We start from the raw sequence: 17507 nt of genomic DNA, 5'->3' as shown, positions 1-17507 counted from the left end.
GGCTGGTGCTGCTGTAGGAGCAGCTGTTGTAGCTGCAACTGCTGGAGCAGGAGCGCCAGCTGCTGCTGGTGGAGCAGGCGGCGGAGCTGCTGCTGGTGGAGCTGCTGGAATGGGTGGCGGTGGAGCTGCTGGAATGGTGGGTGGCGGTGGAGCTGCTGGAATGGGTGGCGGTGGAGCTGCTGGAATGGGTGGCGGTGGAGCTACGGCAGGGGCAGGTGACAATGTAAATGCTTCTAAAATGACAGGAAACTCTTTTAAAGATAGTGGTAATAAACCTTCATCGGGAGGAAATCCGCGTACAGCTGGAGGGGAAAACCGTTCCACTAACACTAGTCAATCTCAATCTAAATCGTCTGCTTCAGACCAATCTAAATCGTCTGCTTCAGATCAATCTACTTTAGATTTTTCAAAAGTGAGAGATACTGTCGGTATGACTTTAAAAGCTGGTGGACATATGGCTGCTTTTTGTGTTCCAGGAATGGAAAATGCAGCAAACTTTAGTCTTAATGCTCCACCTACACCACCAGAATATAACGATATCCAATTTTCTAGTGATAATAAACCTCAATCTGATATTGAAAATACAATTTCTGGAGCAGGATCTGCAACAGATAAGAACTAAAGAAGCTATGGTTTTATTTTTGATAAATAGATAGTAGCTTCTTTAGTTAGAGATTGATAACTCACATTTTATTGTCGTGGGGTATTTATTTAATATGCATGTCCACGATCTGTATCTGGCGATTTTGTTTCAAAAAACTTTTTAGCTTGTTCTTCTTGTTGGGCTCTACGTTTTTCCTCTTCACTTTTACCACAACCTGTAATATTCAATCCTATGGTCAGTAGAGCCAAGCATATTAAAATAAATTTTTTCATTTTTTCCCTCTTTAAAAATTATATGTATTAATCTCATCAATTATATCGGAATACAGATTTAATTATCGTGATCTTTTGTTTTTTATTAGTATTGTTAATGGGAAAATACGTGAACAGTTTATTGTAAATATCTTATAAGTCTATCATAATAAAAAATTAGAAGGAAAGAGCCAAAACCTAATATAAACGAACAAATTGTAATGTTGATTAGTGCTTTTGACCAACCTATTGATAATATCATAATAGGAATTGTAAACAATCCAAAAAAGCCCATAATCACTATAAGGCTTAGTATCAATCTTAAAGGACCACGAAGCCATAAAAGCAAAAGGACGAGCGCCTCTTTGCTTATTTGTGATTTTGACATTATCTTCCCCTCACGCGCTTAAATCAAGATGCTCCATAATATACACAGTACGATAAATGATACAAGTTATTTTGTTATAAAGTCTTCAAGATCTGTTTGATGTTCAACGGATGAAATATCCGGTTTGGTAGAAGATGATTCTATTTGATATTCTTTCATAAAAGCAACTTTTTCTTCTTTGAATAACAGAATAGGATTCACCCAGTATTGATTAGGCAATTTTGGTTTCAAAATTCCTTTTTGTATAAGTTCTCTTAAACCGTTGTGAAAAGTTCTGTCGACCATATCGCGCTTTTTTCCATTTATACCCCCATCAAACCAAATTAAGGTAACGCTGCTGGGATCTTCGTTTGTTGATTTATTAGATTGATATTCTTCTAAAACTATTATCAAAGCACGATGTCCTGTACGAGATAAATTAAAAATTGCTTGAATGCCATCAGCAAATATTTCTATAAAATTTTCTTTATTTGTTTTTTCTGTGACGTGAATTATAGGTACAACCTCTATTTTATCAGTATCAGAATTGATAAACTTTTGTTGTATAATACACGTTTTAACAATTTTTTTATCAGCAAATATTTCAGAATTTTTAAGAAAAGGATTTTCATACGGGGAATATTTTTGCTTTCGCAAGTTTATTTTATCCATTTTGATCGTCCGTTGATTTTTATCACCTGTTACGACTTAAGAAAGTTTTTCTTCGCAAAAATAAAAGTCATATTGACACTTGAGCGAATATAAATTATCCTTATTGGAGATTCGATTTATTATTTTAATATGGCAATTGTATTACCATAAATGACAGTTAGTATATCAGATAAACAAAGAAAGCAAACCGTTAGGCACGATCAGAGTCCTTTCATTAATGATATTGTGGTTTCTATTAAGGATCCAGAAGAGCAGATTCTTGTCAATATGGCGCTAATTTTTGATTTAAAAGCCGCAGGAATAAAAGTTTTTTTAGTTTTGGCTTGGATACTTCAAAACAGATTAATTCGCACTAATACTGTGATTTTAGATAAGGCTATTTTAAAAACATTTCTTGAAGCTCAAGAAAGTAAGTTAGCATTGTCACCAACAACCTTTTTTCGTGGTGTAGCTGAATTAGAAAAAGCTGGTATTATTGCTAAACAAAATCATAGAGCTTGGTATTTTATTAATCCAAGTCTTGTTTTTAAAGATAGGAAAGTTGTTTTTACAAAAAATGTTGAATTAGAGAATGGGAAAATGGGGACTTAATTTTCCTTTACTATATTGAAAAGATTTTTCTTTTGAATATAGTTTCATCTTGACTCATTATGTAAATCTATGAGTCGTTTCAAATAGAGGGAAATATAATGGCAAAAAAATAAAAACCCAACTGCGTTAACAGAAGGGTTTCTAAAATACCCGTACCACATATACGGTAAATTAAATTCAAAAGAATTAAATCCAATAAAGTAATTCCTAATTTAATTTATCGTGAAGCATTCTGCAAGAGAAATTTTGTAGAAAAGGGATATTTCTAGCATTTTTTTGCCTCCAATAGAGAGGTTTTAAAAATTATGGTTAATAAAACATCTGGTAGAAAATTAACTTCAAAGCACTGGGAATATATAAAAATTGCTGATAATACCGATATTGGCCACATTACTAGAAGCCAACTTCTTTTTCTTGTACAAGACTTACCAGTAACTGATCTTATCAAAGGAACAGAAGCCCATTTATTAGCTAAACTTTTGAATACTGTACCAGTTACGCATTTTGAAAAAGGTAAAATTCCAATAGTTTTTAAAACCAACCATCAAATTGGTCTGGAAATTGGTTGTACATCTGTTCACGTAAGTAGGTTGCTTTCACGCCTTTTTGATAAAGGTCTTATTGTGATGCGGGATTCTGCTAATTATAAACGCTATGGTTTTAGTTCTGCTCATCATGTACCAATTGCTTGTGGTATTGATCTTAGCATTTTAATCGCGCGTTACCATGAACTTCAGCACTCTATTTTAAAGAGTAAAGAAGAAAAGAAACATCATGATATGGCTGTTAGAACCTTTTGTGGCATTTGTCGTCGATTACGGCTTCGTATTGAAGAAATAAAATTTACACCTATCGCTTCAATGTTTTTAAATCGTATGAATAAAGTTAAATCTGTTCTTGGTTCTCCTTTTAAAGCGTCTACCTTTAAATTGGAAAAAGCTATTAAGCTTTTTAATTGGCTCTTAGAGCGTTTATTTTTTACAAAAATGTTATGCACAAACAACAAAAATGTTATGCAATTACATAATACAACCCCTAACTATAATTGTAATTGTAACAAAAATGAGTGCTCAGATAACTCTGAACACACTCAAACCATTAATGTGACCCCCGGTCACGATGAAATGGCTTATGAAAATATAGAGAAAGGCAAAACCGAAACACCACTTCCTTCAAAAGGTAGTACTTTGCTTCAAATTAAGCCGGAGATGCTAGAAAAGGCATTGCCAAATGCCGCCTTGTTTTCTGAATGTAGTCTCCAAACAGAAAGCGATTTGATACGTTCTATGTATCCTATGTACAGAATGATTAAAGTTTCAGAACATGCTGCTGAGCAAGCTAAAAAAATCATGGGACTGAAAAAAACGGCTCTGGCTATTGCCATCATTTTTGAAAAATATGCTAGAGGACTTGTAAAATCACCAGGAGGATATCTCCGCGGCATGATTGATAAAGAAAAAAAGGGAGAGTTGTATCTAGAGCGTTCTTTATTCGCTTTATTGAAACAAACTGATCAAGAAGAAATAAATAGTTTAAACTTAGAAAAAAAACTGAAAATAAAGCTAAACGAAGAAAAAAGCTCTTTGTTTGAGTTTGAACTCAATAAAACGTTAAATAATCTAACAATGTCAAAATTTGCATAAAAAATTTTATTAAAACGTTGAATATAAACCTGTAAGCCGCAATAAATTAAGCAAGCTGGCTTATCGATTATCTCATATTGATTTAATTAGTGGAGCAGAATCTTCTGTTCTTTCTACCTTATTAGAAATAACGCCTGATAAAGCCTTTAAAAAAGGAGAAAGAGATAAAATAATCAACTTATCCTAGCGGGGATAATTTTGTAGAACCTCTTCCTCCCCAAAAAAAGATATATACAAGATATTTTTATTTAGCAATTATTTTATTAGTTTTTTATACTTTTTAAAGAAACATGAAAAATATTAAATGTTTTCAGTTAATTATTATTTTTAATGAGAGGCTATCCGCCTCTCAAATTCTCCGTACGCTCACCAAAATCATGACATCAGATCCGCTTTTAATAAGAGGACTAACAAGTCTTGGTTCTTAGTGTCAAGGAGATCATTACATGGCGTCTAACGGCTTGTTTCGTCCCTCTCACGCGGCTCCGAAATCATGATTAGAAGGGGAGCTTATAGGGGCGCCTGCTTTCAGAGAGCAATGTAAAAACAAAGGTATTAAAATTTCCATTAAACTCAATAAAACATGGAACATAATTAAAATTATAGGTGTTGGTAATGCTCAATCATGATGATATCGAAAGTGTTGAATTTTATTTTACTGTAAATGGTAAAAAAATAAAATTTGATAAAGAGACTAATGATAAATTAAAGGAAAATATAGATTGGGAGAAATTTTTATCGCAATTATTCGTTGATAAAAAATAATAAGCCCTCTGGGATAAATGCATATATTTTATAGGGGATATAAAAATGCCAAAAATTTTTATTGTATATAATGATCATACTACTTTAGAACAAACTGAACGTGTTCTTTTTAAGCTTGGATTGGAACCATACGTTCTGAAATTTGGTAGTGATAATTTAACTACTATTGAGGATTTTAAACAAGAAATTAGTATGCAAACTAATTCTCCAAAATTTGGTATTGTGCTACTTACTCCCGATGAGATTGGATATGAAAAATCTGCTGATAAAAAAGACGCAAAACCGCGCGCTAATCAAAATGTTATTTTTAAAATGGGTATGTTAATTCCTAAAATTTCTTGCAGAAATATTGCTATTTTAAAAAAACGAGATGTTGAAGTGCCTTTAGATTATGAAGGGATTAATTACATTCCTTTTAATGAACACGTAAAAGAGACGATCCCAAAACTTGTTGAACTATTAAATACAGCCGGATTCAATTTAGATACAGTTAACTACTGAAGTTTTTGATGCAATCTTAATGTTATTCACCAGCGTTCTCAATATTTTAAAATTTAATTTTATTGCTTATCTTTCTGTTTTAAATGATGATATTTTTAATATACTGAGTAATATTCTATCAGAAAAAACGATCATTTTTTCTAAAGCCGCTAGTGAACGTGGTTTAATTTTTCACGTGACGAAACAAAATCTTATCATGGACGGTAGTTTACAAAGCGATATCATCGCAACTGTATTAGGTATGGTAGCACAGATTGAGAAACATTTAATTCAAACACGTACAAAAGAAGCGTTAAGTGTTGCACGTCAACGAGGAATAAAACTAGGACGCCCAAAAGGAAGTACTGCTACGCAATTAAAGCTGGACAATCACATTGATGAAATTCAAGCATTTATAATGTTGGTTTATCACAAAACCGTATTGCTAAGACATTAGGAGTTAGTGTGAACACCTTACGTTTATTTATGGAACGAAAAAATATCAACCCTACAAAAACTAAGCCAATTATCACTATGCCAAAAGCATAAAAATATATTTTAATAATTTATTATACTATAAGGTATAATATTATACCTTAAGGTATCTAACTTAAACAATAAGGGGGGGTGATGAATAGTGAGAGGATTTTTACAAATTTAGTATCAAGTTCTTTTAAAAAAAAGAAAAATTCTAATAAAAAAACTATTGTAAAATCACCTCTTCGTTATCCTGGAGGGAAGAGTCGTGCCGTTCCTATGATTATTAATAACTACATAAGGAAACAAAAAACTCTATGTTCTCCTTTTGTAGGAGGAGGTTCAATTGAATTAGCCTTAGCAAAAAGAGGAACAAAGGTTTATGCTTATGATGCTTTTAAGCCGCTTGTTATTTTTTGGCAAATGCTTTTGAGAGATGCTCCAGCTCTTGCAGAAAAAGTGAGAGAATATGAAGATATGACTCCTGCAATGTTTTATAATCTCCAAAAAACTTTTGGGAATATTAAAAATCAATTAGAGACTGCTGCTGTTTTTTTTGCTCTTAATCGCTCTTCTTTTTCGGGAACAACACTTTCTGGCGGTATGTCTCCAGGGCATCCTCGATTCAATTATCGTTCTATTGAACGGCTTAAAGATTTTAAGATTGAAAATTTCACAGTGGAACACAGAGATTTTACAGAAAGTATTCCTAAACACTTTAACGATTTTCTTTATTGCGATCCTCCATATCTTATTAATCAAAAACTTTACGGTCACAAAGGCGATAAACATAATTCTTTTGATCATCAAGCTCTTGCTGAACTTTTGAGAAAGCGTCAAGGATGGGTTTTATCTTATAATGATTGTATGGAAGTTAGAGAACTTTATAAAGGTCATACAATACTTAATCCTGAATGGACTTACGGTATGGGAAACAATAAAAAATCAAATGAACTTTTGATTTTAAGTGAGGATTTTTATAAGTTAGATTAACTTATTATTTAGTACTTTATGGTATCTTAAGATATAATAAGGTATAATATTATACCTTATTATAAGATATCTTTTTTAGGGAGAAATGGAATGCCTGTTATATCATTCGCTAATTCCAAAGGAGGTAGTGGAAAAACAACTTCTGCTTTGCTGCTTGCTTGTGAACTTGCACATGCTAAGCCTGTTACAATTATAGACGCTGATCCACGTCATCCTATTACCACTTGGTCTGAATTGCCTGGTAAACCAGATAAACTTACTGTTGTCACTAATGAATCTGAAAAAACTATTTTAGATGAGATAGAAATTGCATCTGCTAGGGACCCATTTGTAATTGTTGATCTAGAAGGTACAGCATCACGCTTAACGAGTTATGCTATTAGTCAATCTGATTTTGTAATTGTTCCTATGAAGGAACAACAGCAAGACGCCATAGCAGCTATTGAAATTATAAAAGAAATTCATCGAGATATGAGAGCTGTACGGCGTCTTATCGCTTATGCTGTTTTGTTTACGCAATCGAAAGTTGTTGCAAAGTCTAGAACTGCTCGTTTTGTATCATCTCAGTTTAGAAAAAATCCAGAGCTTGATGTTTTTGAAACAGAAATCAATGAACGTGATGCTTTCTCCGCAATTTTTGCAACTGGAGGTTCGCATCGTAGCCTCAATCCAAAAGAAGTCAATAATTTAGAAACTGCGATTGGCAATGTCGAAGCATTTGTTGCAGAGGTCATTGCAAAGCTAAAACAGGTTAAATAAGAAGGAACTAAAGAATGAGTACGGAAAGAAAACCATTAAATTTTTCAGATCTTGAGGATTTTAAACCACGACAAGCTAAATCCACTTTTAGCACTGTAGAACGTAAAGAAATAGATAGAGCAGTAACCTTTCCAAGTCGTGAACAATCTGATGAGTCACAGATAAATATTAAAACGAGCATTACTATAATTAATCGTTTTAAATCTATGGCCAAACGAGAGCGCTATCGACATGGTGATTTTTTAGAAATATTAATGAATGCTTATGAGCAGAGTGATTAGCAATAGTTTGAAAAGTTTTTTCTATTCGGCAATTAACCACAAAATTGCTTTCTGTTTTTTAGAATTAAGTTGTCTAAAACCTTTTAAAAGGAAGTATTCTTCTTTACTGGAAATTCCTTCATCATAAGGGTATGAAAAATTTCCTTTTTTGGAAATATCGGTATAAAAAAAGGAGATATCAACACCGAATATGTCAGCAATTTGCTGCAAACGTCCAGCTCCTATGCGGTTTGTAGCTTTTTCATATTTTTGGATTTGTTGGAAGGTCACTCCTAAGAGGTCTCCTAATTGTTTTTGAGACATTTTCAACGTTTCTCTTTTGAGGCGAATTTTTTTGCCTATAAATAAGTCATTTATATGTTGGGATTTATTTTGCACTTTGTACCCCCTCCGGTTGCGAGCGCCCTCGCATGGTATTCCGGGAGTAATAAAGTACTGAGTTCGAGTCAGCTTTTTGCTTTTAGTGCTTATAGCACCTGGACATAACAAAAACTCCCGGAATTCCGGGTGACCACACAGTGGCTAATTTTTACTCTCGAACTTAGGGCTTTATTTCCCTATTGATCGCTGCGTACACGACCAAAAATACTTTTAAAGTAGTAAAGTAATTTCAGAAGATTGGCAATAAAAATATTTTTTTAAAACTTTGTTTTTTAATGAGAGGCTACCGCCTCTCAAACTCTCCGTACGCTCACCAAAATCATGAGATCAGATCCGCGTTTAATGAGAGGACTAACAAGCCTTGGTTCTTAAGGTCAAGGAAACCCCTACGGGGCGCCTAACGGCGTCCTGGACCTAGAACCATAGAGGCTTGTTTTGTCCTTCTCACGCGGCTCCGAAATCATGATTATAAGGGTAGAGCTAATAAGGGCGCCATAGTCAAAAAAGCAAATAAAAATTATAAGGCATTTTATGCTTTATATATTTGAAAATATTATAAAAAATATCAAAAAAATAATAAAATAGTTGACAATAAATGGGTATTTTGTTATATAAATACTTAAGTGATCAAAACACTAAACCTAAAGCGAATGGATTACGAAACAATCTTTCTCTGCTTTTCAAAAACTGACTGTCTTTTGTGTTTAAAAAACGTATAATGATTTTGTCGGGTGTAGTTATGTCATATAATACCCTTACGGGAAAAGCATAACAACAGACTTTAGGCTGTGTTTTGAGCACCCGGCGTCTTTATAAGACGTCAATTCAAAACATTATCCTAAAGGAGTTCATTATGAACGTTATCTCAAAAAAATATGAATTTACAAGTGAAACCAAACAAGTTGATAACACTATTCTTTATCGCATTCGTTCATTAAGAGATTTTGGTGATGTTAAAGCTGGTGACCTTGGTGGTTTTATTGAAAAGGAAGCCAACTTATCACATGATGGCAATTGCTGGGTTGGTGATAATGCGTGGGTTTATAGTGATGGCTGTGTTTATGAAAATGCCATTATTTGTGATAATGCTGTCGTTTGTGGTCATGTTTATGGAAATGCTCATGTATGTGGATATGCTCGCGTTTATATGAATGCGCATGTTTATGATAATGCTCATATTTCCTATAATGCTTGGGTTTATCATCGTGCAAGAGTTTATGGGAATGCAAAATTATCCGGTAGCGCACGTATTCATAGCAATGCTGAGGTTTATGATCATGCTGTTGTTAGTGGTACTTCTAAAATTTATGGCAAGGTTTATGGGAATGCTAGCGTGGGGTGTCATACTAATGTTTATGGCTCTGTTTATGGAAATGCGAAGATTTCTGGTTATTTCATAATTAAAGGTAATGTATATGGCAATGCAAATATAAAAAGACGGAGCCGTATAACTTTGGTTCCTATAAATTGTGAAGTTTATGAAAGCGATAACATTGTTAAAACGGTTGCAGCAGCATAAATAATAGGTGTGGGGGGCGCCTAATTTGTAAAGAGAAAAAAAAGTCGCATCATAAAGATGCGGCTTCATTGCGAGAAGTAAATACTGAAGAAGAATTTTTAAAATATTAATTTATATAATAATGAATTATAAGAGCAAAAAGACAGAGAATATTTGCTAATAAACTAGCACTTATTAATATGCCATAATTTTTGATTTTTTTTAAAAATCTTTCTATGTTTTCGTCTATATTCGATTTTACAGTAGACATTTTAGATAATGAGATTTGATATAATCTCATTTGTTCGGAAATAGAATTCAAGTTTTTATTGATTTCTTCGCTGATTTCTTTATTTATATATGTGGCCGCTTCAGTTATTAATTTTCCAGCTGTTTTTTTTTCCTCCTCTACCATAGCATTACGCGCAGTTAAAATGTAATTGATCATTTGATTTTGATTTTCGTGAAGTGTTTTTAAAGCTGAATCTAACATTATATCAGATAAAAAAACGGTCATGAGAATTGGATCATTTGGTGGAATAAGTTGATTAAATTCTTTAGTTATTTTTTGCCTAATGGCATCAATATCAATGGACATTTTATATTCCTGGAATAATAGCTATTTGATTAAATAACATATTTTTTACACGTGCTAATCGGCTTTTAGCCATAATACTGAATTCATTTGAATTTGTAATTTCATTAAAGGTTAGTTTTTTATCAAGCATTGTTTTGATATCTTCACCAAAAGTGCTCGATGTCTGCTGTGGAATTGTAATAATAGCTGAAATTCTTTCTTTAGTTTCTTCAAATATTTTCATTTCTTCAAAGTTTTTTCCATTGGCTGTTATGGGTCCAAAAAATTCATTTTTCCACACCACAATATTTGCTGTTTGTGGAATTTGGGTACATATAGAAAATAATCCAGATAATGTATCGGCTAATGCTTGTCCACCAGTGATAATTGTATGAATAATTACATTTTTTTTAGCAGTGGCTAATATATCAAAAGCTTCGTTTTCTTTTAAATAATAGGCTAGGGGTAAAAATGTTGTAGCTCCATTATCAATAACATATTGGCAATTAGAATTAAGCAATTCTTCCATAAGAGCATCAAAATTACGTGGAATAATTACACTTTGCTCGAGAAGTTTTAAATGTTTTACATTAAAATTTTTGTAGTTAGCAAAAGTTTGATTAACAGGATCAGTGTCTATACCTCTTACGTTTATTTTGTTTTCTAGTAAATATTGCATCACAAGACTAGCTACAAAGGATTTTCCTACGCCTCCTTTACCTTGTAAGGTCATGTGAATATTTGTCATATCATATCCTCTAACTTTTTGTTTGTATCGTGTATAAATGTACATGATTTTTGTTTTGTTGTAATAGGATTAGCAGAAGTAGCTTCTTTAGAAGCTTCTGTGGATTCAGTTTTTACTGATAAATCTGATGAAGTCCTCTCAAGATTTTTTCTAAAATACTTTCGCACATATGATGCTAGGGCATCATATGAAATATTTAAATTTGGATTTTTTCTTAAAATTTCTTTTAGGGAATACCCTTCTTCAATAGATTTTAAAATTAAAGCTTTGTTGGCTATAAAGACTATTCGCATTTTCCCCCATTTAGTTTTTTGTTTCATTAACTCGCCATATTTTTATAAAAAAATCAAAAACTTTGCAAAACTTATCAAATCTCTACAAAAAAATGATATTATTGTCAATTAAAGAGATATTTTAGTAAGTTTTATAAAAATTTTTATTTCAGAAAATGGCAAGATGTGTAATGTAGCGCTACGCAACTAACATTACTCAACTTATTTCGCATAAATGCTCAACGTATCTTGCTCTACGAGGTTTGATTGCTACCGCAATTTAAGAGGATAAAAATGACACGACCACGAAAATATAGATTAAGTGTTTGGTGCACATTTGAAGAAAAGGAAAGCATAGAAGAAAATGCCAAGCAGACGGGTTTATCGATTTCCACTTATCTACGTACCACTGGACAGCTTGAACCTGTAAAAGCTAATATAGATTATGAGGTAGTAAAAGATTTAACTAAGTTCCAGGGTGATTTAGGAAGAGTAGCAGGCTTATTAAAATTATGGTTAGTTACAAATAATGGAAAAGGTGGAGCGCCAAAAGATATAAATCAAATGATGGTGGATTTTCGTGCACTCCAAAAACAAATTTTTGAAAAAATATCCACTTTATGATTGCTAAACGTATTGAAAGAAAAAAATCAACATCAAATATAGCGCGATTGGCTCGTTATATTATGGATTTGGATGGTGGGGTTTTGCCAAGAGATTGGAAACTTACATCTGATTACATACTTGATAGCAATATACAAAACAGTAAAAAGGTAGCATCAGTAAGAGTTACAAATTGCCATACGGACGATCCAGTTATGGCAACAGAGTTTATTTTAAAAACTCAAGATCAAAATAAAAAATCAAAGACTGATAAAACATATCATTTAGTGTTATCTTTTCCAGCTGGAGAAATTCCAGATAGAGAAACACTTTATGCAATTGAAAATAAGTTCTGTGCAGCATTAGGTTATGAAAATCATCAACGAATTTCAGCTATCCATAAAGATACAGATAATCTCCATGTTCACATTGCCATTAATAAAATAAATCCCGAAAATTTTCGTAATCATGAACCTTTTTTCGATAAGCGTACACTTATGAAAACCTGTCTAAAAATTGAACGGGAATATAATTTGATCAATACGCCACATGGAAACGAAAAACAGTCTCTTGAAGATGAAGTCGATGATATTGGAAATACGAAACAGGAAAAAAGAAAAGATTTTGAGTATAGAACAGGTATAGAATCTCTCACAACATATGTAAGAGGCATAATTAAAGAATTTACTTTTACAGATTGGTCAGAACTTCATGAAAGTTTTGCCGCTCATGGTCTCATTATAAAAAAAAGAGGAAATGGATTAGTCATAGGATCTCCCGATCTTGATTTATGGGTGAAAGCTAGTAGTTGTGATAGAGGATTTTCTTTATCTTCTCTTGAAAAAAGACTTGGTCCTTATAAAGTAGTAAAGACAGCAGGGCATAAACGATATACACCATTTCCCTATGGAAAAAGAAGTAAAGCTAAGACACTTTTATACTCTCGGTATGAAGAGCAGAAAAAAATAAGTAAAATAGAACGCCAGAGAAAATATCAAATATTACGGATGCAAAAACATGCTTTTTATAATGAGATTTTTGTTTGGTATAAACAACAGTGTTCTTTGTTGAGGTTAATGCCTAAAAGTTCACGCGCGACACTTCGAAATACATTGAAATTACAAAAAGCACTTAAACAGCAAGAGTTTAAAAAAAAACAAGAAAAAGTTAAAAGGAAATTGGCAGAAACTAGGTTTCCAAATTGGTTCGATTGGTTACATCAGCAAGCAAATATCGGTGACAGAGATGCTATGGATGTTTTGCATTCCATAAATGAGCGTCAAACTATTTTGTCTGATAATTTATTAACTGCGAAAACGGCTTTGAAAACGGGTATTTTTCTACGTAAAAATCTAAATCCTTATTTTTTAAGAAATGGAAATATTCTATATAGGACTATTGATGGTGGGAGCATTATTGATGCTGGAGAGAAAATTCATGCGCAAAAATTCACTACAGGGTCTGCTTATATTGCGTTAAGTCTCGCTGCTGAAAAATTTAAAGATCAGCCTCTCATATTAAATGGTACAGAGGAATTTAAAAAAGAAGTTGCACGATTGGCTGGTATTCATGATATGAACGTTTTATTTTCTGATCCTATTCTTAATGACCTTAAAAATGAAGTAAGTAGACATAAAAAAAATAATATTAATGATCCAATTCAAGAATGGATAAAAGAGCGCAATCAATATGCTAAAAATTTTTCTCATGTTATGTGGAATGGTGAGGAGTCTGTATTTAATTATACAGGGCGTAGGAGAGTTGGGGGCAAAAACATTCTTCTTTTTGAATTAGACAATAAAATTTTTGTCAAGAAGACTACAAAGAGAGGTTTTATTCAAGCTGGGTATTGGAAAAAAGGCACAAAAGTCAAGATTACAAAAAATGGTGTTAAAGACATTTCAGCTAAAGAAAGAGAGACTTAAGGTGTGTTTTTTTAGTCTAAAATTATATTTTTTTTGATTTTAGATAATTATTTTATGGATAAGTCAAAATTGTTTTCTTCACATTGAAAAAAAATGTTTCATAAGAAAGTTAATTTATCTTTAAAGAGAGCTGTTTAGTTTTATAATCTAAGGGGGGACTGTGAAGAAAAGCAAAGATTCTATAAAGGACAAACCCTCTAATCCATATATTATAGCGCGTAAAGAATGGATGGAAAGGTATGGGGATTATATTAAGTCTGCTAATAATTGGCGCTTAGCAACTTTTGGAATGATTATTATTACTGCAATGTCAGTAGGAGCATTCATTTGGAAATCAAATGAAGAAACTATTATTCCTTATATAGTGCAAACCAATTCAGTCGGTGAGGTAACGCATTTATCAAAGGCAAATGTTGCTACTAAACCAAATGCGACCCATATTCGGGCGGCGTTACGTAATTGGATTATTGGGGCACGTACTGTTTATGTTGATATGAGAGCAGAAGAAGATCTCATAAACCAGACATATTCAATGACCTTACCTCAATCACCAGCATATGCCATGCTTGTTGAATATCATAAACAAAATGATCCTTATTCACGTGCTGCAATGGAGACAGTGGAAGTTCAAGTCAATGCAATTGTTCCTGTTTCTGATGATACTTGGCAAATTGAATGGACTGAAAAGAAAAGAGCACGATCAGGTGCTATTATTGATACTAAACTTTGGCAAGCTACCGCTACAGTTATTTTAGCAATACCAAAAACTGAAAAACAAATAATGGTAAATCCTATTGGGTTATATGTGAAACAATTTGCATGGACGCCAAGACTTTAAAATCAATCATAGTAAATGCGTAAAGCGGGAATTTTATGTTAAAAAAAATTATTTTTATAAGTACAGTTATTTTGGCAACATCAAAAGCTCTGGCGACAGATGTATCACACAACATTAATTTTGTTTCTCCTCAAAAAGTAATGCTTACTGATAAGGAAGCATGGGGAATTAAATTGGCAAATCAATGGAAGAATAATCCCAAAAGGCCTATATACTCTGGTGACGGCAGTATTAAATATCTTTATGGAGCTACTTTGCCTACATTGGTGTGTACACCATTAGAGGTTTGCACAATTCAGTTGCAAGTAGGTGAGACTATAAATTCTCTTCATGCTGGTGATACTGTAAGATGGAAGATTAGTCCTACCGTGAGTGGGAGTGGTACAACATCAACAACTTATGTTGTGGTAAAGCCTATAGATGCTGGCTTAACAACAAATCTCTTTATTACGACGGATCGCCGTACTTATATGATCAAACTTGCTAGTACGCAAAGTTCTTCAATTCCCCTTCTTTCTTTTGTTTATCCAGATGATACAGATCAAGATTGGGCTGCATATAAAGCGGCTACAGATAAAAGCCGGACTACATTACCAACAGGTCAAAATTTAGCTGCTCTTGATTTTAACTTTCGTATTACGATTAGTGATCGAAGAATTAAATGGTATCCAAGACGGGTTTATACAGACGGGTTTAAAACTTACATTGAATTACCTAGTGATGGAGTTAGGGGAACAGCACCAGCTTTAATTGCTATTGGTGATGATGGGGGGTTCTTAAAAAAAACTAGCGAAAGATTAATAAACTATCGCATGATAGGAAATCGATATGTTGTTGATGCAGTTATTAACAAAGTGGCTCTGATTTCTGGCGTAGGAAGTTCTCAGCAGAGAGTAACAATTATTAGGGGGCGTTAAAATGTTAAAATATCTATTGTTGTTGCTTCTTGTTTTGACGGCTGGTTGCACGTCTATAGGTCACCGTTCATCTTTGTTGGTCAATTATGTTGATCAAAATGTTACAGAGAATGATGCAAGTTTAATTACTAGTGATTTTGTTCGCTATCTTAGAGATCCTTTTTCTCCTGCAACTACAACATTTATTGTAAAAACAAATGATACAGAAGACAAGTTTACATCTTTATTGGTCAATCTTCTACAAAAGAATGGTTATGGTGTAATTTATACAGATCAACCAGAAAAACATAAAAACAAGGGTATAAATTTAACCTACAAAGTGATGCCCTTGGATCAAGGTATAGTATTGGTGGCACAATGTGATTTAACTGAAATAACGCGTTATTATGTTCGTTTAAAAACTGGAAATATTGTACCGGCTGCTCCTTTTATTGCTCGTGTAGATGATGGGGGAAAAGGGTGAAAAACAATCAAAAAATTAGTCCTTCCGAATCTCCGGATTTTTTTTCTACAAAAACCAAAGGACGTGGTGTGCGGCGGTTAAACAATATACCTTTGATAGGTGCTATAGGTATCATTGTGTTTGCTCTGGTTGGTATTACATATACTTTTATGTTGCGGCAGCAATCTAATAATGTTGCCGTAGAAGACAAAAAAAAACTATTTGTAGATGAAACACCTTTGCCAATTCGTCCAGAGGGTGATGATTATGTTCAAGCAACAGGACCAGAGTTACCATTAGAGCCAATTAAATCAACTGAGACTAAACAGTTAGCAAAAGCAGATACAAATCCAGAACAAAAACAACTCGATAAAACAGTAGATGAAGAAGATGAAGCACAAAAGAGATTATTAACACGTGTTTTGGAGAGGCGTTTAGCTAAAATGGAGGCTGCTCTAGATTCTGATCCTACGGTTTCCTTTACAATCAATTCAAAGGTAAAAAATCAATCTCCAATTCAAGATACATATCCGCAAAAAGCAACCCTTGAAAATTTATTTGGTCGATCTGGATTATCCGCTAACTCATCTTTATACAATGGTGATGGGGGGCATGATCCTAATATGCAAGCACAAAAAATTGCTTTTTTATCTCAATCTCCAGAAGCAGAAGTTTACTTAAAAAACACGCGTCAAGAAGCTATCAAGGCAAGCCTTGAGATTAAGGCTGGAACCATTATTCCTAGTATTATGATAAGTGGTATTAACAGTGATTTGCCTGGACAAATCATAGCTCAAGTAAGAGAAAGTGTTTACGATTCCGCTACTGGCCAAAATGTTTTAATTCCTTTGGGGTCGAGGCTAATTGGAACATATGATAGTCGTGTATCTACTGGTCAAAAAAGAGCACTTATTGCTTGGTCAAGAGTTATTTATCCAGATGGATCTTCTTTATCTCTTGGAAATATGCCGGGGACAGATCAGTCTGGTTATGCTGGATTTAAGGATAAGGTCAATAATCATTATTTAAAAATTTTTGGGAATGCTTTTCTGCTTTCTGTCATTTCAGGAGCTTCACAATTATCTCAAAAAACACATAATAAAGGTAATGATGATAGTAAAATGGAAACAGCAAAAGAAACGTTAGCGGCAGAGCTTGGTAGGCAATGGGGCGAAGTTGGGATTGAAATGACACGTAAAAATCTAGGTATTCAACCAACAATTATTATTCGTCCTGGTTATAATTTCAATGTCATGGTAACAAAAGATATTATTTTACCCGCTTGGCAAGGTCACCCAATGGCTGCACTTCCTTAATTTTGTTATTAATTTTTATGGTTGATATATCAGCTATCTGTATAAAAAAAGAGTGTTTTAGCTTTTGATAGACAATATTTTTTGTCGTAGAAATTTGTCCTAAAGGA

Annotated in this window: 20 protein-coding genes and 2 pseudogenes; 16 read left to right on the top strand and 6 right to left on the bottom strand. The window is 33.3% G+C overall.

Annotation, left to right across the window (positions count from 1 at the left end; genetic code table 11):
- A pseudogene (locus tag PVV70_RS09095) lies at window positions 1–622 on the top strand (P-type conjugative transfer protein TrbL); the annotation flags it as partial.
- Between the two features lie 89 nt (window positions 623–711).
- Here the strand turns inward: PVV70_RS09095 and PVV70_RS09090 are convergent.
- Complete coding sequence (locus PVV70_RS09090; RefSeq protein WP_273758902.1) at window positions 712–876, bottom strand: hypothetical protein; 165 nt, start codon at window positions 874–876, stop codon at window positions 712–714.
- A 433-nt stretch (window positions 877–1309) separates the two neighbouring features.
- Window positions 1310–1894, bottom strand: a complete 585-nt coding sequence (locus tag PVV70_RS09085) for a hypothetical protein (protein WP_273758901.1) — start codon at window positions 1892–1894, stop codon at window positions 1310–1312.
- Window positions 1895–2044: 150 nt separating this feature from the next.
- On the opposite strand from PVV70_RS09085, the gene PVV70_RS09080 reads away from it, so the two are divergent.
- The 8 genes and pseudogenes from PVV70_RS09080 (at window position 2045) to PVV70_RS09045 (ending at window position 7883) form a co-directional block, all read left to right on the top strand.
- A complete protein-coding gene (locus PVV70_RS09080; RefSeq protein WP_208438673.1) occupies window positions 2045–2485 on the top strand; it encodes a hypothetical protein in 441 nt (146 codons plus the stop codon).
- A gap of 305 nt (window positions 2486–2790) precedes the next feature.
- Window positions 2791–4128, top strand: a complete 1338-nt coding sequence (gene repC / locus PVV70_RS09075; RefSeq protein ID WP_273758899.1) for a replication initiation protein RepC — start codon at window positions 2791–2793, stop codon at window positions 4126–4128.
- Between the two features lie 615 nt (window positions 4129–4743).
- Window positions 4744–4893: a hypothetical protein gene (locus PVV70_RS09070; RefSeq protein ID WP_173051581.1), complete on the top strand. Its 150-nt coding sequence runs from the start codon at window positions 4744–4746 to the stop codon at window positions 4891–4893.
- 45 nt (window positions 4894–4938) lie between these two features.
- Entirely contained in the window at window positions 4939–5394 is a 456-nt protein-coding gene (locus PVV70_RS09065; protein WP_273758898.1) for a nucleotide-binding protein, read from the top strand.
- A 142-nt stretch (window positions 5395–5536) separates the two neighbouring features.
- Window positions 5537–5922, top strand: a pseudogene (locus PVV70_RS09060) (recombinase family protein); the annotation flags it as partial.
- A gap of 81 nt (window positions 5923–6003) precedes the next feature.
- Window positions 6004–6843, top strand: coding sequence for a DNA adenine methylase (locus PVV70_RS09055; RefSeq protein ID WP_273758932.1), 840 nt, complete (start codon window positions 6004–6006; stop codon window positions 6841–6843).
- A gap of 90 nt (window positions 6844–6933) precedes the next feature.
- Window positions 6934–7602, top strand: a complete 669-nt coding sequence (locus PVV70_RS09050; RefSeq protein ID WP_273758931.1) for a ParA family protein — start codon at window positions 6934–6936, stop codon at window positions 7600–7602.
- 14 nt (window positions 7603–7616) lie between these two features.
- Window positions 7617–7883, top strand: a complete 267-nt coding sequence (locus tag PVV70_RS09045; protein WP_273758930.1) for a hypothetical protein — start codon at window positions 7617–7619, stop codon at window positions 7881–7883.
- Between the two features lie 21 nt (window positions 7884–7904).
- Here PVV70_RS09045 and PVV70_RS09040 read toward each other — a convergent pair whose 3' ends face one another.
- Complete coding sequence (locus tag PVV70_RS09040; protein WP_273758929.1) at window positions 7905–8261, bottom strand: helix-turn-helix transcriptional regulator; 357 nt, start codon at window positions 8259–8261, stop codon at window positions 7905–7907.
- An 856-nt stretch (window positions 8262–9117) separates the two neighbouring features.
- Here PVV70_RS09040 and PVV70_RS09035 point away from each other — a divergent pair.
- A complete protein-coding gene (locus PVV70_RS09035) occupies window positions 9118–9783 on the top strand; it encodes a hypothetical protein (RefSeq protein ID WP_273758928.1) in 666 nt (221 codons plus the stop codon).
- 106 nt (window positions 9784–9889) lie between these two features.
- On the opposite strand, the gene PVV70_RS09030 is transcribed toward PVV70_RS09035, so the two are convergent.
- The 3 genes from PVV70_RS09030 to PVV70_RS09020 are packed head-to-tail and all read right to left on the bottom strand — an operon-like array spanning window position 9890 to window position 11407.
- Entirely contained in the window at window positions 9890–10360 is a 471-nt protein-coding gene (locus PVV70_RS09030; protein ID WP_273758927.1) for a hypothetical protein, read from the bottom strand.
- A 1-nt stretch (window position 10361) separates the two neighbouring features.
- Entirely contained in the window at window positions 10362–11087 is a 726-nt protein-coding gene (locus PVV70_RS09025; protein WP_273758926.1) for a conjugal transfer protein TraL, read from the bottom strand.
- Complete coding sequence (locus tag PVV70_RS09020) at window positions 11084–11407, bottom strand: TraK family protein (RefSeq protein ID WP_273758925.1); 324 nt, start codon at window positions 11405–11407, stop codon at window positions 11084–11086. Before PVV70_RS09020 ends, PVV70_RS09025 begins: the two co-directional genes overlap by 4 nt.
- A 246-nt stretch (window positions 11408–11653) precedes the next feature.
- Between PVV70_RS09020 and PVV70_RS09015 the strand changes: the two genes are divergently transcribed.
- From PVV70_RS09015 to PVV70_RS09750, 6 genes are all read left to right on the top strand, one after another.
- The gene (locus PVV70_RS09015) at window positions 11654–11983 is read left to right on the top strand and encodes a plasmid mobilization protein (RefSeq protein WP_273758924.1); all 330 of its coding nucleotides are present in this window, start codon (window positions 11654–11656) and stop codon (window positions 11981–11983) included.
- The gene (traI, locus tag PVV70_RS09010) at window positions 11980–13887 is read left to right on the top strand and encodes a TraI/MobA(P) family conjugative relaxase (RefSeq protein WP_273758923.1); all 1908 of its coding nucleotides are present in this window, start codon (window positions 11980–11982) and stop codon (window positions 13885–13887) included. The genes PVV70_RS09015 and traI overlap by 4 nt, the downstream gene beginning before the upstream one ends.
- Before the next feature lie 160 nt (window positions 13888–14047).
- Window positions 14048–14725 carry a VirB8/TrbF family protein gene (locus tag PVV70_RS09005; protein ID WP_208441884.1) on the top strand — a complete coding sequence of 226 codons (678 nt, stop codon included), beginning with the start codon at window positions 14048–14050 and terminating at the stop codon, window positions 14723–14725.
- A gap of 35 nt (window positions 14726–14760) precedes the next feature.
- A complete protein-coding gene (gene trbG / locus PVV70_RS09000; RefSeq protein ID WP_273758922.1) occupies window positions 14761–15642 on the top strand; it encodes a P-type conjugative transfer protein TrbG in 882 nt (293 codons plus the stop codon).
- A gap of 1 nt (window position 15643) precedes the next feature.
- Window positions 15644–16105, top strand: a complete 462-nt coding sequence (locus PVV70_RS08995; protein ID WP_273758921.1) for a hypothetical protein — start codon at window positions 15644–15646, stop codon at window positions 16103–16105.
- The gene (locus PVV70_RS09750) at window positions 16102–17400 is read left to right on the top strand and encodes a TrbI/VirB10 family protein (RefSeq protein ID WP_273758920.1); all 1299 of its coding nucleotides are present in this window, start codon (window positions 16102–16104) and stop codon (window positions 17398–17400) included. The genes PVV70_RS08995 and PVV70_RS09750 overlap by 4 nt, the downstream gene beginning before the upstream one ends.
- Window positions 17401–17507: the final 107 nt, after the last annotated feature.

The sequence above is a fragment of the Bartonella sp. AU55XJBT genome, from assembly GCF_028618525.1.
Note: the sequence above shows the minus strand (reverse complement) of the source record. Positions and strands in the feature narration are given on the sequence as shown.